The sequence below is a fragment of the Ignavibacteriota bacterium genome (assembly GCA_016716225.1).
In the GTDB taxonomy this organism is placed as follows: Bacteria; Bacteroidota; Ignavibacteria; order Ignavibacteriales; family Melioribacteraceae.
This window is the reverse complement of the sequence record JADJWT010000001.1, coordinates 452,026-473,357: the sequence shown is the minus strand read 5'-3', so window position 1 is coordinate 473,357 and position 21,332 is coordinate 452,026. Positions and strand designations below refer to the sequence as shown.

The following is a 21,332-nucleotide window of genomic DNA, read 5'->3' as shown; positions in this document are numbered from 1 at the left end:
TAATGCAATAAAGTTATTTAGTATCAAGTAGATTAACAACAAATGCTTCAAAATATTCTGATCTTAATTTATCATATTCATTATAACTATATAACAATTCTGAGCAGAAATTTTTGTATTCATTATCTGTACTATTTTTTACAGAATTTTTAATTGCGTTAATAGAATTTAATGAACCTAGTTGTGATAAACTTAAAGCAATAATTTGTTTGTCTTTTGTGTCTTCGGATTCTTCCAGCATTTCAATTAATTCTTCTTCAAAGTTTGATAATTTGTATCTACCAATATTTTCTACTGTACTCATTTTTACACCATGGTTTTTTGATTCCAACGATTTTGCAAAATTTTCCATTATTAAATCAAGTGTAACATGTTTAGACATATTTTTGGAAGTTATATAACTTTGTGCATTTAATTGAACCGATACTGAAATTATCAACGCAAATATTAAAATGTATGTTGATATGTTTTTTGTTGTGTTTAAGTTTCTCATTGTAAAGCCCTCCTTTTGTTGATGAAAAAATATTATTTGTTTTTGTTTCCGTTGTCATCTGAAAGTAAATATTTGTCACAAGTTGTCATTTCATTTTTTTTTGCGACTTAAAAAATTTTTACGTTCACTTATTATGACGATTATTGTAAAAGGAGAGTTGTCAAAGTTTTGTTATAATATGTCACAAGTTGTCATCAAATTATTTTGATGATTTTTATGAATTGCAATTTTTACATAAAGTAATTATGCTAAAAGTTTATATCCAATTCCATGAATTGTAATTATCTTTTTTGGTTCATTAGGATTTTCTTCAATTTTCTGTCGGAGTTTTAAAATAAAATTATCAATCGTTCTTGTAGTTGTGAAAACATCATTTCCCCAAACGTGCGTAAGGAGTTCATCGCGTGAGACTGTTTTGTTTTTATTATTCCATAAATAATGAAGAACATCAAATTCTTTTGACGAAAGATTTAATGAAACTCCATTTTCTTCTGCATTATAAGAATTGAAATCAACATCAATTCTTCCAATTTTTATTTTATCAAGTGTTTCTTGATCGCCTCTTCGAAGAACGGCTTTAACGCGGGCTAGAAGTTCTCTTAAACTAAAAGGTTTTGTAATATAATCATCTGCGCCAATTTCTAAACCGAGGACTTTATCAATTTCTTCACTCTTTGCGGTAAGCATAATAATTGGAGTTTTAATTCCAAAATTTCTTGCCATTTTACAAACATCAAATCCAGATAATTTGGGAAGCATCACATCCAACAATATTAAGTTGTAAAAATTCTCTTTAATTTTTTTCAAACCTTCTTCACCATCTGAGGCAAATTCAACATCATAGCCATCATATTTCAAATTATTGCCAAGTCCAAGCTGCATATTTTGTTCGTCTTCAACTACTAATATTTTTTTCATGATATTTTTATAAGGTTAAATTTTATCAATTGGGAAAAGCAATTTAAATTTACTTCCTTTACCTAATTTACTTTCTACTGTTACATTTCCGTTATGAGCAAGCATAGTATTTTTAACTAACGATAATCCCAAGCCGCTTCCTTTTGTATTATGAACATTTCCGCTTGTAACTCTGTAAAATTTTTCAAAAATCTTTTTTTGATTTTCTTTCGAAATTCCAATTCCGTTATCGCTAACTTCTAAATATGCAAACTTTTCATCAATACCAGTTGCTATCTCAATGCTGCAATTTTTATCGCAATATTTCAAAGCATTATCAATTAGATTTATTATTGCTTCCATTATTGATTCTTTATCCAATTGTAGTTCGGGTAGAGATTCAAATTTATTTATTTTACATTCATTCTTTTTACTGTTTAATTCATGCTGATATGTAAATAAAACTTCGTCAAGAATAGAATTTAAATTCTCACTTTCAAAACTATACTTTTTATTTTTTGATTCCATCTTTGAGAAATTTAAAATTGAATTAACAATTCTTGTTAATCGTTCTGCTTCTTTACGGATTATTTTATAATATTCATTTTTTTGTTCTTCAGATTCAACTCTGTTTAATTCTAATGTTTCCGCAAACATTCCAATTAATGAAAGCGGCGTTCTGATTTCGTGGGAAACATTTGAAACGAAATCTGATTTTAACTGCGAGAGTTTAATTTCTTTTCGAATATTTATAAATAGAAAAATAATTCCTAAAATTATTACAATATTCAATACAGCAAGACTTATCAAATTATTTCTTGATCTTTCTTTAACGATATTATGTATTGTTTTTCCGGAAGTGCTTATTCCTATTGTATAATTTGTGAATGTCCATAAATTTTTATTTTCAATTAAATTATCAAATGAAATTTCTTTCCCGCCGGAATAACTTACTAAATCTTGATTATGAAAAACGGAAACTATAAAATCATTATTTGAAATTGAATTAATTCTTTTCTGCAAAATATCCTTCACAAAGAAATTCATATCAATTACTAAAATTGCAATTTCTAAAAATTTATCATCTTGAATTAAGAATGATAAAAGTGGAGTTTCATCCAAGTTATTTTTTAGTGGTTGAATTTTATTATAACCCAAATTTTTATACTCAATAAGAGATTTTATGTTTTCTGAATTTTCATTCAAAATATTTTTAATTCTGTTTACAGCATTAACTGAAGCTGAAAACAAACTCGATGAATAAAATTTAATATTCCGTTTGGATGTATCTGAAATTACAATTAGTGAAATGGAAGAATTTGATTTGCAGAATTTTTGCATTTCAATATTCGTAAAGCTTGAATCTTGTGACTGATAAATATCACTAATTTTAGCGGACCAGCTTTGAAGAACATCATCAACATTTTGATTTACACTAAATATAATTGTGTTAAGTTGTTCCGAGTAAATATTTTCTAAATGTTTTTCGTTTTCCGATAAATTATTTAATTCATAAAAAGTATAAACAAAAATTGGGAGAAGCAGAATTAATGCTAAAATTATAATTATTTTTTTTAATGATGTGAACATATAAATTGAAATTAATTTATTATAAGAATTTACCTAATTCTATAAATCTCCAATTTTCTGAATAAGTTTGCGCCAAAGTTCGTTTCCGTTTTCACCGTTTGTCATAATTACAATTCCAGAACCATCTTTTGGACTAAATTGTGAATAACATCTAAAACCGGTTTGATTTGCACCGCTATGGTAAATAACATCTCCGGTTATTGTTGAATCAATTGCCCAACCTAATCCGCGGAAAGCTTGTAACCCGATATTTCTTCCTGGTCTTTCAATAACATCACGTGAGTCAACTCGAACTTGATGTGATAACATTTCATCAATCGAACTTTTTGCAAATATAGTTTTATTATTTTTATATGAATTTAAAATCTCCAAAATTATTTTTGCATATTCTTTAGATGTAGTATAAAGCGTAAATGCTGCATTGCTATGTAAATATTTTTTTCTCTCTTTAACTTTTCCATCAGAATTATGACCTGTTGCAATTTGATTGTTATACTTTTCTTCCCATATAAAACTTGTCGAATTTAATAGTAATTTATCGAAAATATTTATTCTTGCAAAAGTTTCTAAAGATTGGTTAGTAATTTTTTCAATTACTCTTTGTAAATAATAAAATCCTTCACCGGAATAATTAAATTTCATCCCAGGTTTAAAATAAATAGGAATTGGTCCGTTTCTTTCTTCGTCACCTTTACGCCAATTCGGCATTCCGCTAGTGTGTGATAAAATCATTCGAGCTGAAATTTGTTCAGAAAAATTATCATTATCACTTGCAAAAATTTCCGGATAATAATTAAATAGTGGTTTATCTAAATCAAATTTTCCTTGTTCAACTAATTGAAGAACTAATAAAGTAAAAATTGGTTTGCTCATTGAACAGGCTTCAAACATTGTATTTTCATTAGTTTTAGTTTTTGATTCTGCATCAGAAGTTCCAAATGTTTTATTGTAAATAATTTGGTAATTATTAATTATGCTTATTGAGACTCCTGGGACAAATAATTCATTTATTAAATCTGGAATTAAATTTTCAATGAATTGCATTCTTTTGGAAAAATTTGGGACAATATTTAATGATGATTTATCAATTTTCGATATTGATGCAAAAGCTGCCCATCTTACATCGAAATCATCATCATGTAAAAGCTTTTGCAAATATGGAATTGAAGAATTTGCTTTATCTTGAAATTTACCCAATGCTAAAGATGAACACCATCTTACATTTGAATTTTTATCTTCAAGTGATTTAATTAAATATGGAATAGACTGAATTCCATTTGGAGAAATTTTTTCTAATGCAATCGATGAACACCAGCGCACATTATCATTACTATCACTAAGTGATCTAATAAGAAAATCAACAGAAGTTTCACCGATTTTAACAATTTCGTTTATTGCTTCACCATTTATCCATGGATCACTTGTTCTAAAATTATTTATTAATGAATTAATTCTTGTTGAATCAAAGTTGCTAATTACTTGAGCTTTATAAATATCCGAGCATAGAAAAAAAGCAAAGATTAAATGAAAAAATATTTTATATGTATATCTCATATTCTAGAATAGATTTTTTTACAATTTAAATTTTTACTTAATTCTTCTTCAAAAGAAAAATTTATAGGAAAACCACCCGTGTGGATAAAAACAACAGGAATATTTTTATTGATGATATTTTTATTAGTTAAGTCAATTAATCCCGACATAACCTTTCCGGTATAAATCGGATCAAGTAGAATTCCTTCTAAATTTGCACAATCCCAAATTGCTTTTTTACTTTCATCGGTTATAATTCCATATTCGATATGATATTTATCATAACATTCAATATTTATTTCTTTTTCAATTTTGAAATTAATTAGTGAGGCACTTTCATTTATTAATTCTAATGTTCTTTTTTTTATTGCATCATTCGTTCTGGAGACACTTATTCCAATTATTCTTGCATTTGGCAGAAATAATTGAGCGCCTAAAATTATTCCGGCAAAAGTGCCGCAAGAACCAACACCTAATATAATTTGCAAATTATCAGTTTCAACTTGTTCGGAAAGTTCTTGCATTGCTTTAACATAGCCCAGAGCTCCTAATCCGGTGCTTCCACCAATAGGAATTACAAAAGGATTTTTCCCTTCATTCTTAAGTTCATTTGCCCATTTAAACATTTCTGCTTCAAGACTTGCATTTGAATCATCATTTATTAGATATCTTATTTCAGCATCAAATAAAACATCAAGCAATAAATTTCCTTTTGGAATATCGAAATCACTTCCACCCAAAACAAGTTTAATATCAATCCCAAGTTTTCTTGCAGCAGCTGCCGTCATTCTTGCATGATTTGACTGAATTCCGCCAGCAGTTATAATAACATTATGATTATTATTTAATATTTCCGCAAAATCAAATTCAAGTTTTCTTGCTTTATTACCTCCACCAGCAAGTCCGGTAAGATCGTCGCGCTTAATAAATAATTTTGATAAACCGATTTTTTCTGCTAATCTATTTGCTTCATCCAATGGAGTAGGAAGATTTGAGAGTTTTATTGTTGGAATTTTTAACAGAGAATTAATCAATTTATTCACCTGATGTACTTTGATAAAAATTATTCATAAACTTAGTTTAAATTTCTAAATAAATTTTATTGATTTTAATTTTTTTTCAAGCCAAACTAGAATTAATTTTGTGTTACTCAATTTTTTACTTAAGTTACTTTCACAAATTTTAGGTTCAAAGGGAATCCGGTGATTTCAAAATTTGAAAAATTCCGGAGCTGTACCCGCAACTGTAATTCTGATTCCGTTAATTCGGACTAAAATTTTATAGGCAATATGTCACTGTTCAAACAATAAAGAACGGGAAGACGCTTATAAATCGGAAGAGCCAGGAGACCTGCCTTGAATTTTTGTTTAAGAAGCTTTCGGGAATTGAAGCTAATTCAGTCGTTTCTCTTTCTTTCCCCAAACTTCATTTTTTAATTCTTAAAATTTAAATTTTATCATAGCGGGAAAACTGTGAACAAACTCATTCTCAGAGAAGCCATTAAGTACGGATTTTCAATAAGTTATAATTCAATTAAGTTTCAAAATCACTCTATTGATCTAAATAATTTTCTAGTCGAAGCTAATAAACTTCAGTTCACCAATTCTTTACATAATACGCTAAAATTATTAAAAAACAATTTATTTAAAATAGAAAAACACGCATCGGAGTTCGAAAATGAACAAATATAAATTTTCATTTGTAACTGTAATTATAATTGCGGCAGTGGTTTCAAGATTTGTTCCTCATCCTTATAATTTTACTCCAATTTCTGCCATTGCATTATTTGGCGGCGCGTACTTTAGTGATAAGAAATTATCGTTTATTGTTCCGTTGCTTGCAATGTTTCTTAGTGATTTATATTTAGGAATGCACAGCTTAATTCCTTTTGTTTACGCAAGTTTTGTAATTATTGTCTTTTTAGGTTTTCAACTACGGGATAATAAAAGTATTACCAGTATTGCCTTTGCTTCAATAATCGGTTCAGTAATATTTTTTGTTTTAACAAATTTTGCAGTTTGGGTTGTTAGTAATTATTATCCCAAAACAATAGAAGGTTTTATTGCATGTTTTGTTGCAGCAATTCCATTTTTTCATAATAATTTATTTGGAGATTTAATATACACAGCAATGCTTTTCGGAAGTTTTAAATTGTTAAAAAATTACATCCCAAAATTAGAAGAAGTAAAAATTGAGAATTAAGTTTCATTATATTGCTGGAATTATAGTTCTTCTTGCTCACAATTTTATTGCACAGGATTCAACACTGAATTATACACTTGATGAGATATCCATTGTTTCTGATAAGTTGGATACAAAACTTTATAACGTTCCAACTAAAATGGAAATTATGACTGAAAAAGAAATTCAATCAATAAATGGTGAAAGACTTCCGGATATACTAAAAACAAAATCCAATATTTTTATTAAATCTTATGGATTAACACCAGCATTAAGTACAATATCTATTAATGGATTAGGAGCAGAAAATACTTTAATATTGATCGATGGAGTTAAGATTAATTCATTTCAAAATTCTCACGTTGATTTATCCATAATTCCAAAAGAAAATATTGAACGAATTGAAATTATTAATAACGGAGTTAGCTCAATTTACGGAAGCGATGCAATGGGCGGAGTTATTAACATTATAACAAAGAACAAAGAATATTTAACTGAAAACAAAACTTCAAAATTTGGTGCATCAATTTCTAAAGGTTCATTCAATACTTTAGGTTATAAAATTAATGCATACAAAGAGATTGAAAATTTTAATATCGGAATGAATTTTAATAAAGAAACTTCAGATGGAAATTATGAATACTATTATAAAAATGAACTAAAGGAAAGACGAAATTCTGCACATAATTTAAGTGATATTGGTTTACGGGCTCAATATATATTTGATAAAAAAAATATTATTAAGTTTTTTGCAACTTTTTCAGATCAAAAAAAAGAAATTCCGGGAATTGAAACCGGTACAACTCCGGCTCCAACAAACCAGCAAGATAAAAATTGGAATAATATATTAACCGTTGAAAATGATTTAATGGAAAATTTATTTCTGAAAACCAATTTCAATTTTCAAAATAATTTTATGAATTATACTGTAGGAAGATTTTTAAACAGTACATATAAAAATATAGTTTACTCCGGAAGCAGTGAAATTAAATATAAAAAAGAAAATTACGGAATTACTTCCGGATACAATTTTACTAATGCAACTCTTGAAAGTGATGAACTACTTACCGGAATTAGCAGGAACCAGCATGCATTCTTTTTATCTACATTTATAGACAATGCAGGATTGTTAAAAATTTATCCGTCTGTAAGATATGATTATATTTCAGATATTGATGAAGGGGAGTTAACTTATAAACTTGGGTTCAATTTTCAACCGTTAAATTCAAATCATTTTGGGATTAGAGGCAATGCCGGTAAAAATTTTAGAGCTCCATCATTTAATGATTTATACTGGAAAAATTCCGGTAATGAAAATTTAAAATCGGAAAAATCTGTAAATATGGAAAGTGGATTATTTTATAGTTTTTCAAATTATATAAACGGTAAAATTGAATTAACTTACACACACATTAAAGCAGAAAATAAAATTATTTGGACACCACAAACTAACGGACTTTGGGCACCTCAAAATATTGCTGAATCAAAATCAAATAATATTTCTATTTCATTCGATTTCACAAAAACAATTTCAAAAAATTTAAATATTAATTTTAATTCCGGATATCAATTTAACAACACAATAAAAACAAGTGCTTCATATTACGGTGATCCGACAATAAATAAATTTATTCCATACTTGCCATTGCAATCTGCAAAATTAAATTTTGGAGCAAACTACAAAAATTTAGAAGTGAATATTTTCTATTCATACAGCGGTAAACATTTTTCAGATTTTGAAAATAAAATTGAAATGAATTCTTACCACACTATTGATGGAAATATAAGTTATCAAATCAACATGTTTGATTTTGTTTCAATATTAAAAATGGAAATAAACAATTTAACAAACACAGACTATGAAGTAATCTCCGGTTACCCAATGCCGTTAAGGTTTTACAAGTTGTCATTTACTATAAATTATTAAATAGGGAATCATGAAAAAAATACTCCAATTATTTTTAATACTTATTATTTCAATTTCACTAAATGCTCAGCAATTAAAAAATGTATTTGTTTTATCAGAAGGTGGTTTTAGTTCCGGCACATCTGTGTTAAGCAAATTAAGTTTGGATAATTATTTATATACTCAATACTTTTTCTCTCTTGGTTTATATCCAGATGGATTAGTTGTAGAGAATGATAATATTTATTTAGTTGAACAAGGAAATTTTGGCGGTGTTGGTAAAATTTATAAAATAGATTCAAACGGAATAATTATAAATTCTAAAGAAGTTGGAACAAATCCTTACTCATTGGCAATTGCAAATGAAAAAATTTACATTACAAATGGTCCTACAAGCAGTATTTCAGTTCTTAATGAAAATGATTTGAGCTTAGTTAAAGATCTGTCCGTTGGTGTTTATCCTCAAGAAATAATTTCATATGATGGAAAAATATTTGTTGCAAATAATAGTTTATGGGGAGGAAATTCTGATTCTACTATTTCTGTTATTGATTCCGAAGCTGATGAAATAATTAAAACAATTTCCGTTAAATTAAATCCCTCTTCTCTTGCAATTACTAATGAAGGAAATTTATTGGTTGGTTGTCCGAGTGGAGTAATTTACGAAATTGAATTAACAAATTTTGCTAAAATTGATTCATTTGAAATTCCGGAATATGGTTTTGGAAAAGATATTTTTGTTGATAAGAAAAGTGATATGATTTATTTCAAATCGGCAACAAATGCAATTGTTGGATTAAATTTAAATTCTCGTGAAACAGAAATTGCACTTGATGATTCAACTATTCTTAATACTTACGGTTATGGATTTGATTATTTATCTGGAAATCATTATTTGACTGATGCTAAAAATTTTGCTTCAAATGGAATTCTTAAAATTTATAGTAATGAAGGCAGCATTATAAATTCTTATGAAACAAGTATTGCTCCAAGAAGAATTGCATTTCAATATGATGATAAAGCGGTATCGGTAGAAAATGAAATTATTAATTCAGAATTTAAGTTGGAACAGAATTATCCAAATCCATTTAATCCAAGTACAACAATAAAATATTCAATTCCGGGAAATGAAAAACGTGAAACGTCAAAAGTGAAAATATTGATATATGATATTTTGGGAGAAGAAGTTGCAACTTTTGTTAATCAAAATCAAAACCACGGTACATATGAAATTAATTTTAATGCAAGCAAACTTCCTAGTGGAATTTATTATTTTAAAATGCAAGCTGGAAATTTTACTTCAACAAAAAAAATGATTCTTATGAAATAAGGTTTACAATTCTTATTTAGAAATATGAAATTATAATTTATCATAAGTTATTATAAAATAATTTCCTTCATTATAGAATGAAAAATATTTATTGAACATTGCAAAAAAGGAATCTTTGAAAGTAAACTTTACTTAAACTTAACACAATTATATAAATTTATTTTTAATTTTTATTTGATTACTTTATTTATCGAACCTTCGCTTTGTGGGGAATTTATGAATCTTCTTACTTTTACATTTAATCAAATTCGCACTAAAAGGATTTCAATAATTATGATATTACTATTTTCAATGATTCAAATAAACGCACAAACAAAACATACTCTTAAATTTAATGAGGAAGGAAAATTTAAAATATTACAATTCACAGATATTCATTTGGATATTAAGAATCAATCTGAAACTGATAGTGTTATATATATGATGACGGATATAATAAAAAAAGAGAATCCAAATTTAGTTGTATTAACCGGTGATATTGTTACCTCGAAACCGGTTGAAAAAGCTTGGGAGAAGGTAACAGAACCAATGAGAATAATGGAAATCCCTTATGCTGTTGTGTTTGGTAATCATGATTATGAACAAGGAAGTTCAAATAAAGAAATTATGGATTATTTGGTTACACTTCCTTATAATTTATCAGATGCGGGATCAGAAAATATTTCTGGAATTGGAAATTATGTACTTCAAGTAAGATCTTCAGATTCTGATGAATTAAAAGCTTTGCTCTATTTTATTGATTCAAATGCATATACGGATGAAAAAGAAAATGAAGAACTCGGTCATTATGATTGGATTAAAAGTGATCAAATTCAATGGTATAGAAATATTTCTAAAAATTTCACAACTAACAATGATATGGAACCATTACCAGCATTGGCTTTTTTTCACATTCCGCTTCCCGAATATGATTTAATTAAAAATTTCCCAACAACAATTGGTGATAGAAATGAAGAGGTTTGTTCGCCAAAAATAAATTCCGGAATGTATAATGCATTTTTAGAATGCAAGGATGTTATGGGAATTTTTGTCGGACACGATCATAATAATAATTACATCGGAACATTAAATAATATTGCTCTTGCTTACGGTTGTAAAACCGGAAAAAATTCCTACGGAGATTTTGATAAAGGCGGAAGAGTAATTGTTCTTTATGAAGATGAAAGAAAATTTGATACTTGGATTCATAACACAAATGAACCTCGTATTAATTTTGTAACTTATCCCGATTCATTCAAAAAATAATTAGATAAAATTTTGAGTAGTTTCTAAAATATCCCGAATTTGATTCGGGATTTTTATTTTAAAATGAAAAAAAAATATTTTACATGAAATATAAATTTTAGAATAAACGTTTTATTTGGATTGGAATTTTAGTAATTTAGATCAAATCTAAATAAAGACTTTGTATTGGAAAGAATAAAAATCCTAATTGCGAATAAATATTTTTTGATGAATTTTGCAATAACTTGTATACTTCAAAGATTAAATGACTTTGAAGTATACGGAGTTCAGTCGCAAGAAATTCATAATGAAATAATTAGGTATAATCCACATTTATTAATCTGCGAAGTTGAAAAAAGTAAAGATGAAACGTGTCTCCTTATTGAAAAAATTAAGGATGAATTTCCGCAATTAAAAATTTTAGTATTGCTTGATTATAATGACAGAAAACATATCAGCGAATTACTGAAGTATAAATTGGAAGGATATTTACTTAAGAATACCACAAAAGAAGAATTAATTTTTGCCGCAAAAAAAATTCATAATGGAGAAAAATATTACAGTAAGAAAATATATGAATACGTAATGAATAATTTTGACGAAGAATTGAATGATCAGAAAAGTGAGATGTTTGACGAATTATTAAGCCAGCGAGAAAAAGAAATTTTAGAACATATTGTTCTTGGCAAAAAAAATAAGGAAATTGCAAAAACTTTTTTCATAAGCGAAAATACAGTTCTAACTCACCGAAGAAATATTATGAAAAAATTAAATGTAAAGAGTACTCCGGAATTAATTGTTGCCTCAATTAGAAATGAAATAGTTACCTTCAAATAAAATTCACATACTAAAATTTTAGTATCCAAAATTACTAATTCCCAAGTATTGATAAAAAGTTCCACTTATCTTTAATTTTCTATTAAGATATAATCTTAATAACCATAAAAATGGCGTGAATACTTTATTTAAGTTTTTGTTTATTAAAAAAATTAATCTGCTTAAAATTTTTCTAATACATTTTTACTTTGTTTGTAATCTTCAATCGCAACAAGTGATTTCCGGGAAAATTTTCGATTCTAAAACAAATCTTCCTTTAATTGGCGCAAATATTTATTTGGAAGGAACAAAAATTGGAAGTTTAAGTGATGAAAATGGAAATTTTTCACTTTCCTCCAATTTTAATGTAAAGTCCCGAAAACTTAAAGCTTCATACATTGGATACTTCACAGAAGTTATTGAAATAAATTCTGATAAATCAATTGAAATTTATTTAAAACCATCTTTGCTAAACTTGGATCAGATTGTTGTAACCGGAACAAGAACCGAAAGATTTTTAAAAGACACTCCTGTAACAACCAGAGTGATTAATAAAGAACAAATTCAAAATTCCGGTGCGAGCGATATCAAGCAAGCACTTTCGGAAATAAACGGAATCGTAGTTCATGAAAATCAATTTGGAACCGGGGTAAATACTGTTGAAATTCAAGGATTCAGCAGTCAGCATGTGCAGATTTTGGTTGATGGAATTAAAATGATTGGCAGAGTAAATGGCGAATTGGATATTTCCGCAATTCCCATTAACCAAGTTGAAAGAATTGAAATAGTAAAAGGTGCCGCTTCAGCATTGTACGGAAGCGAAGCAATGGGCGGAGTTATAAATATTATCACAAATAAAATTCATAATAATTTTTCTGTTAATTCTGATTTAACCACTGGAAGTTACGGAAGACTTGACGGAAATATTAATATTAACGCTCCAATTCAAAATTGGAAACCAAGTTTAAATCTAAGTTACAGAAAATATAATGGATATGATTTAAATGATCTGACTCCTTCCGAAGATGGAACTGCTTATCAAAAATATCACGGACAATTAAATCTCGATGGCAATTTAAATGAAAATTCTGAACTGAATTTCAAAACTTTATTTTTTACAGAAAATCACAATTCACAAAGCAGTCAAATTTTTGAAGATCAAATTGAGAATAATCACTTTGCCGGAAGAGCTGAATTTGCAACAAAGAAAATATATAAATCGTTAAATCTTAAAGCTGGAATTGAGTATTCCTCATACAATCATAAATATGATCAAAAAGTAATTAGCAGCGGATTTATTAAAGAAGGTGATATTACAGATGAAAAACTTATGCGCGGAGATTTATTATTTGATTTTTTTGTAGGCAGCAATTCAATAAATGGCGGATATTCTTTTGAGTACGAAGAAATTGAATCTGATAGAGTAATTGGAAAAAATCAAAATAGTACTCTAAATAATATTTTCCTTCAAAATGAAATTACTTTTAATGATTGGTCAACGTTTTTAGGTGGAATTCGTTTAGATGCTCACTCGGTTTATGGAAGTCAATTTACACCAAAAGCCGCAATAATGTTAAAGCCAACAAATACATCACGAATAAGATTTTCTTATGCAGAAGGTTTTCGTTCGCCATCATTTAAAGAATTATTTCTTGAATATGTAAATCTTCCGGTTGGATATCACATAATTGGAAATCCGGATTTACAACCGGAAAAATCAATATCAATCCAAACTGATTTTGAATATTGGAACGATAATAATTATCATTTTAGAATTCATTTAAATTATAACAAAATTTCAAATTTAATTGATTACGAATATTTAGGAATTGTAAACAATTATGGTTTTTACAAAACTTCAAATATGGAAAAAGTAAATACTTGGGGCGGAGATTTTGAGATAGAATATTTTCCATTGGATTTTCTGAATCTCAAATTTAGTTACGGATATTTTGATTCTAAAGATTTTCAAACAAATGAACCACTTTCGTTTAAATCAAAACACAAATTAAATTTTTCTCTCAATCTTAATTTTATCGAATCAATTTCATTTAATGTAAGAGGACAATTTTTCGGTGAGCAATTTTATTGGGCAGATTATGATGAAATTGCACAAGTCGGTATAAAAGAAAATATTCCACCTTATTGGTTATTCCACACAAATCTAAATTATAAGATAACAGAAACCCTTAATGCTTATCTCGGCATGAGAAATCTTAATGATTACGTAAATAAAATGTGGGGACCAATGCCGGGTCGTGAGTGGTATGTTGGTATAAAATATTCATATAAATAAAATGAAAAATAAAAGAGGAAATACTTGAATAAAAAAAATTGCTTAATAAACAATTGTGAAAATTGTAATGCATTTAACCTTTACTACAAAGGCGTTCAAATGCATATTAACTTTAAGACTTTACAATATATGCTTACGATTTTATATCAATATGATAATTTGAATGATAAAATAAGAAAAGAAAAACCTTTTAGAATAAAGATCTATCCGATTTTACTTACCGTAAATAATGAGGATTACATACAATTTAAAGAAGAAGTTGAAAAAGCAGTAACAAAATATTTAATAATTCCACAATTCAATAATTATAACTATTTGAATAATTAAGGAGAAGAAATGAAACAAATTCTATATATAATTTTAATATTAAGTATTTTTATTTCATGCGATGAAAACTCAACGGATCCGAAAGATGATAATAAAACAGAAGTTCAACAATTCAAATCCCACAATGTAAAAACAAATGGCAAACACTATTTTTCATTCAGCACAAATTCTGCAGAAACGAGTGAACCAAGTAGTTTCGATATTGCTTTTGGTACTGTACCCTTAACTGTTGAATCTGCACCTTGTCAATATTTTACAATGCCGAACGATCCGGTAATTTTATGCGGACCAAATTCAGAAATTGCAATAATTGATGCTGTAAGTTTAGGTGAAGTTACTTCTATTCCCGCTGCAAGTGAATTTGCAAAAGATAACACTGTTGGCGAAGCTTATATTGGAAAAAAATGGTATGATGCTAATAATGCAGTTTTGCAAAATGTTTATATAATAAAAAATTGTGCCGGCAATTACTCATTACTCGAAATCACAAATTATGATTATGATTTTACACTTCATCAAATATCGAGTATTCATTTTAGGTACAAATATAATTCATTCGGTGGAACTGATTTTTCTACAACTCCAATTGATTCATTCAAAACGGAAAATGCTTATAACGATATGAAATATTTTTCGTTTGAAGAAGGAAAAGTTTCTTCAAGTCAAACTTATCAATTAAAAATAAATGGCAGCGCAATTTGGTTGGGAGAAAATGTTGAGATAAAAAAATTGGAAAATACTTCAATTGAAAGTATCGCAAATATTTCTACTTCTGAATTTACTTCAGATACAAAAACAAGTTATGTAACGCTGGGTTGGTATAATTATGGAGAAGGTCATTTGCTTACTTCAAAAGATTATGTATATGTTGTTAAAACTTCAGATGGAAAATATGCCGCATTTGAAATAACTAACTATTATGATGACGAAGGAAATTCGGGCACATTTACAATTGATTGGAAATATTTAAACTAAATTAAAAAAATTACCGAAAGGGAAATCATGAATAAATTTAATATAACATATTTTTTAACATTTCTAATTATCAGTGTATTTTTTCTAGAGATTAAAATATCTGCATCAGATAAACAGCAATCAAAAAAAATTGGTGTATTGTTAGTCAATCACGGTTCGCATTCTGCAACTTGGCGTAATGCTTTGATTGATTTAGAAAAAAGTGTTAAACCTGAATTATTACAAAATAAATCTATATCAAAAGTTACAACCGCTTTTATGGAATATACTGAACCTTCAATTGCAACTAGATTGAAAGAATTTGATGAAGTTGGTTTTACAGATATTATTTTAATACCAATATTTTTAACTGTAAGCTCACATTCGTTTGATGATATTCCCACAATTATTGGAAAGAAAAATGATAAACATTCTCTGGAATTATTGAAAATAGAAAAAATTGAAAGATATATACCCAAAGCAAAAATCCATATCACGCCGCTTTTAGATTTTAGAGATATTCTTGAGAAAAATGTTTTAAAACGAGTTGGAGTACTTACAAAAAAATCTGATTCCGAAGGATTGGTTTTAATTGCTTATGGCGATAAAACTTACAATAAAGAATGGAGTGAACTTTTAGAAAAAGTAGGAAATACAATTAAAGAAAATTTTGGAATAGATAAATTTAGTTATGGCTGGTGCGGACATGTAGCAAATTATAATCCCGATTCAACCACAATTGCAATCAATCAAGTTCTGAATAAAAAGGAAAAAGCATTAGTAGTTCCGGTTTTAGTTGCACATGATGAAATGTTTCAAATAAAAATTATCGGTGATGGAATTAAGAAAATAAAAAATTCTAACGAAAGAGTAATCTACAAACCGGATTCAATTTTACCGGATGAAAATATCGAAAAATGGATTTTGGATATTTCCAATGAATTTATTAAGAAAATAAATTTAAGTATTTAGGCAATCTTAAATGAATTTTCGAAATCTTAGAAAATTAAATAATGATCTTCATAGAGATTTGGGATATTTTTTTTCAACATTGATTATTGTTTATTCATTATCCGGATTAGCATTAAATCATGTTGATGATTGGAATCCGGATTTTGTAATTCAGAAAGATACAATATCAATTCCGGCAAAATATAATTTTGAAAATATTTCCGATCAAAATATAATTGAGCTGAGTAAACTAATTAATCAAAATGATTTTAAACTTTATGATTCGCCAACAACTAACCAAATAAAAATTTATTACGAAGATGCATCATTCCATATAGATTTTTCAAGAAGATTAGGATTATATGAAGTTATAACTAAGAGAATTTTATTCTACGAAGTTAATGTTCTTCATCGAAATAGTTTAAAAGAATGGAAATGGTTTTCCGATATTTTTGCGGTTGCGTTAATTTTAATAAACATTACGGGATTATTTATTCTAAAAGGAAAGAATGGATTTTTGGGGAGAGGGAAGTGGTTTTTAGCAGCCGGATTTTTACCTCCGATAATTGCAATAATTATTTTTACCATAAATTAACTCATTCAATTTGAATTATGAGTTAAAACTTAGCCGATTCATATCAAGAAGATTTAGATTATGGAGATACACGAGGTCCAGGATATGTTTACGGTAATTCACAACCAAGAACATTTTTCTTTTCAATTGATTTAGAAATATAAATTTCATAAAATCACTTGCTCCTTTTATTAAAAAGGGGCAAGTAAAAATTCTTCAAATTCCATTTTGTAAAAAATCACTTCGAATAAATTCTTAAAAATATAGAAGTTCTCTCGAAGAATTCTTTTAGTCATTTCGAAATTAATCAACATTCGTAATATCGAATTAACTTATACTTATTCATTTAATATACGTCACATTTATCTTTTGCAATAGTTATTTAATATTGTATAATAAAAATTTTCGCATTAAATTTATATCAATTTTGAATGATTAATCTTTTCTAATAACAAAAAATGATAAACAAAATATATTTTTTTATACTGCTTGTTTGTTCTATGATTTCGTTATTTGGACAAATTAAAATCCACAAAAAAATTACTACAAGTGATGGATTAATTAATGGTTTTGTAAGGAATATTTTTGAAGACAGTAAAGGATTTGTATGGTTTTCTACAAACGCCGGAGTTAGTAAATGGGATGGAAAAATATTTGAAAATTTTACCGAGTTAAACGGATTATCATCTTCTGCGGTTTTTGATATTACTGAAGATAACCACAGTAAAATCTATTTTGCAAATTTTGGCAAAAACGGAATAACAACTTTTTATAACGGAAAATTTGATACAATTTTTGCTGACAGAAATCAAAAATTAGAATTTGTAACAGTTGTGCATAAAGCAAAAAATAATTCAATATTTTTTGGCGCGGCTGATGGCATTCATATTTTAGCAAATAACACTTTAGTAAATCTCAATAAACTTTTCGAAATTCCAGCTTCATCATATCACGATATTAAAGAAAACTCAAAAGGTGAAATATTCATTGCTACAAGAAATGGTTTATTAAAATATTCAAATCAAAACCTAGAGATTTTATACGGATATGAAAACAATCAAAATGAATTTATAAATACTATTGGAATTGATAATTATGACAATATTTATTTTACCGATGAAAATAAATTTTGGATAATAAATCAAAATGGATTAAGTGAAGTAAATAAAAGTCTCAATTATTTGGCAGATAAAATAAGCGATATTTATTTTGACGAAAATAATATTGGTTATTTTGCAACCGATCTTGGCTTAGGTATTTTCAACTCTTTAACAAAAGAAATACATTTTTTAACAAAAATAAATGGGCTGCCAAATGACAAATTATTATTTATTTGGGCTCTTAAAAATAAATCACTTTTAATATCAAGTGCGGTTTCTGGTGTTTTAATTTATCAGCCAAATAAACTTGAAAATTTTTTCTCAGATAAATCAGATGCCAAAAATATTCTCAATATACTTGTTTCAAAAAATGGGAATCAGTTTATAAATACTGATGAAAACCTTTTATTGCAAACGGAAAATAATACAGTTCGTTTAGAAAATAAAAACAGTTTTGGATATGAACATTTTGTCACTTTACTTGAAAATAACAATAAAATTTATTTAGGAACAAGTGCTGGAATTGATTTTTATGAAAATGGTAAAATAAAAAATTTGCTGAAGTTTGATCAGGTAAGAAATGTAATGCATAATCAAAGCAATGCAGTTTTTACACTTGCCGCTTTTGATGATTCAACAATTTATGCAGGAACTTATAAAGGTGTTTTCAAAATTGTAAATGATAAATCAACTTTAATAAATCAAAAAAATGGTTTGCTAAGCAGTTTTGTTTCTAAAATTTTAGTTACAAAAAATAAGTCAATTATTTACGGTTATCACGGTAAAGGATTAAGTATTTATAATAACGGAGATTTTAAACACTATTCAACCGAAAATGGATTATCGCACAACACAGTAACTGATTTATGCGAAATTGATAATGACAAAATTATTATTGCAACTCAGCATAACGGTTTAAATATTTTATCAGATGAAATTATAGATTCAATCACAGTTAAAGATGGTTTACTAAGCAATGAAATTAGAGCCGTAAAAAAAGATAATTTGCGAAATATTTACGTTACAACTCCAAATGGTTTAAATATAATTCGGTTTGAAAAAGGTGAAATAAATATTAGAAATATTACAAAAGAAGATGGACTTGCGGGAAATGATTGTAATCCTTCTTCACTTTTTGTTGATGATGAAAATAATGTTTGGATTGGCACAACATCCGGATTAAGCAAATATAATCCAACTGCAGATAAAATAAATTCTACTCCGCCTAAAATTTTCATTACGGGATTTGAAATTTTCAATAAACCTTTCTCGCTTGAATTTCTTCAAATAAATCAGGAATTAAATTATGATCAGAATTATTTAAAATTTATTTATGCCGGAATTGATATACCAAATACTCATAAACTAATTTACCAATATAGATTAATTGGAGTTGATAAAGATTGGGTAACAAGCAAAGAAAACTCGGTTCAATATACAAGTCTTGATAATGGAATTTATAATTTTGAAATTAAAGCAAAAAATGAATGGGGATATTGGAGCGAGCCTGCTTCTTTAGCATTTGTTATAAATCCGGCTTGGTGGGAAACTTGGTGGTTTTATACATTAACCATAGTATTAATTGGATCATTAATCGCGTTTATTGCTTCTTTTAGATATAGACAACTTCTAGCTGTTGAAAAACTAAGAACAAAAATTTCCGCCGATTTACACGATTCAATTGGTTCCGGACTTTCTGAAATTACAATATTAAGTGGATTGCTAAAAACGAATAAAAATGTAAATGATTTGCAAAATGGATTAAAAAATATTTCTGTAACAGCTCGTTCATTAGTCGGGAATATGAGTGACATAGTTTGGCTAGTTAATCCGGCAAAAGATTCATTAAAAGATTTGCTCTTAAGATTGCAGGATTCTTATCAAGAAGTATTTGCTCAAGCAAATATTTCTTTTAACATTAATGGAATTGAAAACATTGAAGAAATTCATCTTCCTCTTACCTATCGTCAACATTTATTTTTATTATTTAAGGAAGCAATTAATAATTCTTTAAAATACAGTGAATGTTCAAAAATAGAATTAACAATTATTGTAAAAGGAAAAAATCTAAGTATTCATTATCAAGAAAATGGAAAAGGATTTGATTTAAAGAGCAAAGATGAAAAAGGAAATGGATTAACAAATATGAAAAATAGAGCAAAAGCAATTAACGGAAATTGTGAAATAATTTCTGAAATTAATAGAGGAACAGTAATTAAATTTAACGGGAAAATTTAAATAATATTAACATATTTTCTTAAATATATATCATTATTATTTACGGAATTTTTTATGATTAAAACTGCTGTAGTTGAAGATATAAAAATGATCCGCGAAGGATTAGAAATGTTGATTAAAAATTCAGATGGATTTAATTCCGCTGGAGCTTTTGAAACAGCAGAAGATTTGATTGAAAAAATTGATCAGAATGAACCGGATATAATTTTGATGGATATTCAATTGCCGGGAATGAGCGGAATTGAAGCAGTAAAAAAAATAAAAAATAAATTGCCGAATATTAATATTATTATGCTGACGGTTCATGAGGATAACAAAAATATTTTTGAAGCTTTAATGGCGGGAGCTTCCGGATATTTGCTCAAAACAACACCGCCGGAACAAATTATTGAAGCAATAAAAGATGCGCATGAAGGCGGTTCACCAATGAATTCAAGCATTGCAAATAAAGTAATTAACTTAATGCGTATTGCTCATTCGGATAAAGATTTAGACAATAAAATTGATCTTTCTGAAAGAGAAACTGAAATTTTACAAAAAATTTCTAACGGAACTGGATATAAAAATATTGCAGATGAATTGTTTATCAGTATTCACACAGTTAGATATCACATCAGAAATATTTATGATAAACTTAAGGTTCATAACCAATCTGAAGCAGTATCCAAAGCGTTAAAAAAAGGATTGATATAAAAGCAGTAATCAGTAATCAAAATATAAATATAATTTGTCATTCCATTATGCTTAAAGCCGGAATCTATTAAATTATTAGGTGCCGGATTAAGTCCGGCATGAGACCGAGTAAACTTGTCAATCCGAAATTATTTCGTAATCTTTTTTCATTTAAACTTCTCAAACTTTTTCACGTCTTAACACCTCAACTTTTTTATGGTCTGACTTTTGCCCTTTCCCTTTTCACTCC

General features: G+C 27.5%; 17 protein-coding genes and 1 riboswitch. Of the genes, 12 read left to right on the top strand and 5 right to left on the bottom strand.

All coding sequences use genetic code 11. The features are described 5' to 3' along the window. Nucleotides 1–13 precede the first annotated feature (13 nt). From IPM32_02005 to IPM32_01985, 5 genes are all read right to left on the bottom strand, one after another. A complete protein-coding gene (locus tag IPM32_02005) occupies nucleotides 14–493 on the bottom strand; it encodes a hypothetical protein (GenBank protein ID MBK8944019.1) in 480 nt (159 codons plus the stop codon). 243 nt (nucleotides 494–736) lie between these two features. Continuing rightward, nucleotides 737–1,414 carry a response regulator transcription factor gene (locus IPM32_02000; protein MBK8944018.1) on the bottom strand — a complete coding sequence of 226 codons (678 nt, stop codon included), beginning with the start codon at nucleotides 1,412–1,414 and terminating at the stop codon, nucleotides 737–739. 12 nt (nucleotides 1,415–1,426) lie between these two features. Continuing rightward, nucleotides 1,427–2,980, bottom strand: a complete 1,554-nt coding sequence (locus IPM32_01995; protein ID MBK8944017.1) for a HAMP domain-containing histidine kinase — start codon at nucleotides 2,978–2,980, stop codon at nucleotides 1,427–1,429. A 39-nt stretch (nucleotides 2,981–3,019) separates the two neighbouring features. Next, a complete protein-coding gene (locus IPM32_01990) occupies nucleotides 3,020–4,534 on the bottom strand; it encodes a serine hydrolase (GenBank protein MBK8944016.1) in 1,515 nt (504 codons plus the stop codon). Beyond that, nucleotides 4,531–5,547, bottom strand: coding sequence for a D-cysteine desulfhydrase family protein (locus IPM32_01985; protein MBK8944015.1), 1,017 nt, complete (start codon nucleotides 5,545–5,547; stop codon nucleotides 4,531–4,533). The genes IPM32_01990 and IPM32_01985 overlap by 4 nt, the downstream gene beginning before the upstream one ends. 114 nt (nucleotides 5,548–5,661) lie before the next feature. Beyond that, nucleotides 5,662–5,886, top strand: a riboswitch (cobalamin riboswitch). A gap of 304 nt (nucleotides 5,887–6,190) precedes the next feature. On the opposite strand from IPM32_01985, the gene IPM32_01980 reads away from it, so the two are divergent. The 12 genes from IPM32_01980 (at nucleotide 6,191) to IPM32_01925 (ending at nucleotide 21,103) form a co-directional block, all read left to right on the top strand. Beyond that, nucleotides 6,191–6,715, top strand: coding sequence for a hypothetical protein (locus IPM32_01980; protein MBK8944014.1), 525 nt, complete (start codon nucleotides 6,191–6,193; stop codon nucleotides 6,713–6,715). Continuing rightward, entirely contained in the window at nucleotides 6,705–8,621 is a 1,917-nt protein-coding gene (locus tag IPM32_01975) for a TonB-dependent receptor (protein ID MBK8944013.1), read from the top strand. The genes IPM32_01980 and IPM32_01975 overlap by 11 nt, the downstream gene beginning before the upstream one ends. Nucleotides 8,622–8,631: 10 nt before the next feature. Next, a complete protein-coding gene (locus IPM32_01970; GenBank protein MBK8944012.1) occupies nucleotides 8,632–9,930 on the top strand; it encodes a T9SS type A sorting domain-containing protein in 1,299 nt (432 codons plus the stop codon). A 216-nt stretch (nucleotides 9,931–10,146) separates the two neighbouring features. Continuing rightward, nucleotides 10,147–11,175 carry a metallophosphoesterase family protein gene (locus tag IPM32_01965; protein MBK8944011.1) on the top strand — a complete coding sequence of 343 codons (1,029 nt, stop codon included), beginning with the start codon at nucleotides 10,147–10,149 and terminating at the stop codon, nucleotides 11,173–11,175. 606 nt (nucleotides 11,176–11,781) lie between these two features. Continuing rightward, nucleotides 11,782–11,991 (top strand): response regulator transcription factor, encoded by a 210-nt coding sequence (locus tag IPM32_01960; protein MBK8944010.1) that lies wholly within the window; start codon nucleotides 11,782–11,784, stop codon nucleotides 11,989–11,991. Nucleotides 11,992–12,205: 214 nt separating this feature from the next. Beyond that, the gene (locus IPM32_01955; protein ID MBK8944009.1) at nucleotides 12,206–14,266 is read left to right on the top strand and encodes a TonB-dependent receptor; all 2,061 of its coding nucleotides are present in this window, start codon (nucleotides 12,206–12,208) and stop codon (nucleotides 14,264–14,266) included. Nucleotides 14,267–14,365: 99 nt separating this feature from the next. After that, entirely contained in the window at nucleotides 14,366–14,593 is a 228-nt protein-coding gene (locus tag IPM32_01950; GenBank protein ID MBK8944008.1) for a hypothetical protein, read from the top strand. 9 nt (nucleotides 14,594–14,602) lie between these two features. Further along, nucleotides 14,603–15,568: an HmuY family protein gene (locus IPM32_01945; GenBank protein ID MBK8944007.1), complete on the top strand. Its 966-nt coding sequence runs from the start codon at nucleotides 14,603–14,605 to the stop codon at nucleotides 15,566–15,568. A gap of 27 nt (nucleotides 15,569–15,595) precedes the next feature. Continuing rightward, nucleotides 15,596–16,519 carry a CbiX/SirB N-terminal domain-containing protein gene (locus tag IPM32_01940; GenBank protein ID MBK8944006.1) on the top strand — a complete coding sequence of 308 codons (924 nt, stop codon included), beginning with the start codon at nucleotides 15,596–15,598 and terminating at the stop codon, nucleotides 16,517–16,519. 10 nt (nucleotides 16,520–16,529) lie between these two features. Next, on the top strand, nucleotides 16,530–17,093 hold the full coding sequence (locus IPM32_01935; protein ID MBK8944005.1) for a PepSY-associated TM helix domain-containing protein: 564 nt from the start codon (nucleotides 16,530–16,532) through the stop codon (nucleotides 17,091–17,093). A 479-nt stretch (nucleotides 17,094–17,572) separates the two neighbouring features. Then, a complete protein-coding gene (locus IPM32_01930; protein ID MBK8944004.1) occupies nucleotides 17,573–20,410 on the top strand; it encodes a hypothetical protein in 2,838 nt (945 codons plus the stop codon). A gap of 54 nt (nucleotides 20,411–20,464) precedes the next feature. Next, a complete protein-coding gene (locus IPM32_01925) occupies nucleotides 20,465–21,103 on the top strand; it encodes a response regulator transcription factor (protein ID MBK8944003.1) in 639 nt (212 codons plus the stop codon). Nucleotides 21,104–21,332: the final 229 nt, after the last annotated feature.

Coding starts and splice junctions, on each gene's coding strand:
- IPM32_02005 (MBK8944019.1), bottom strand. CDS start 493: ATGAGAAACTTAAACACAACAAAAAACATATCAACATACATTTTAATA.
- IPM32_01995 (MBK8944017.1), bottom strand. CDS start 2,980: ATGTTCACATCATTAAAAAAAATAATTATAATTTTAGCATTAATTCTG.
- IPM32_01990 (MBK8944016.1), bottom strand. CDS start 4,534: ATGAGATATACATATAAAATATTTTTTCATTTAATCTTTGCTTTTTTT.
- IPM32_01980 (MBK8944014.1), top strand. CDS start 6,191: ATGAACAAATATAAATTTTCATTTGTAACTGTAATTATAATTGCGGCA.
- IPM32_01970 (MBK8944012.1), top strand. CDS start 8,632: ATGAAAAAAATACTCCAATTATTTTTAATACTTATTATTTCAATTTCA.
- IPM32_01965 (MBK8944011.1), top strand. CDS start 10,147: ATGAATCTTCTTACTTTTACATTTAATCAAATTCGCACTAAAAGGATT.
- IPM32_01960 (MBK8944010.1), top strand. CDS start 11,782: ATGTTTGACGAATTATTAAGCCAGCGAGAAAAAGAAATTTTAGAACAT.
- IPM32_01950 (MBK8944008.1), top strand. CDS start 14,366: ATGCATATTAACTTTAAGACTTTACAATATATGCTTACGATTTTATAT.
- IPM32_01945 (MBK8944007.1), top strand. CDS start 14,603: ATGAAACAAATTCTATATATAATTTTAATATTAAGTATTTTTATTTCA.
- IPM32_01940 (MBK8944006.1), top strand. CDS start 15,596: ATGAATAAATTTAATATAACATATTTTTTAACATTTCTAATTATCAGT.
- IPM32_01935 (MBK8944005.1), top strand. CDS start 16,530: ATGAATTTTCGAAATCTTAGAAAATTAAATAATGATCTTCATAGAGAT.
- IPM32_01930 (MBK8944004.1), top strand. CDS start 17,573: ATGATTTCGTTATTTGGACAAATTAAAATCCACAAAAAAATTACTACA.
- IPM32_01925 (MBK8944003.1), top strand. CDS start 20,465: ATGATTAAAACTGCTGTAGTTGAAGATATAAAAATGATCCGCGAAGGA.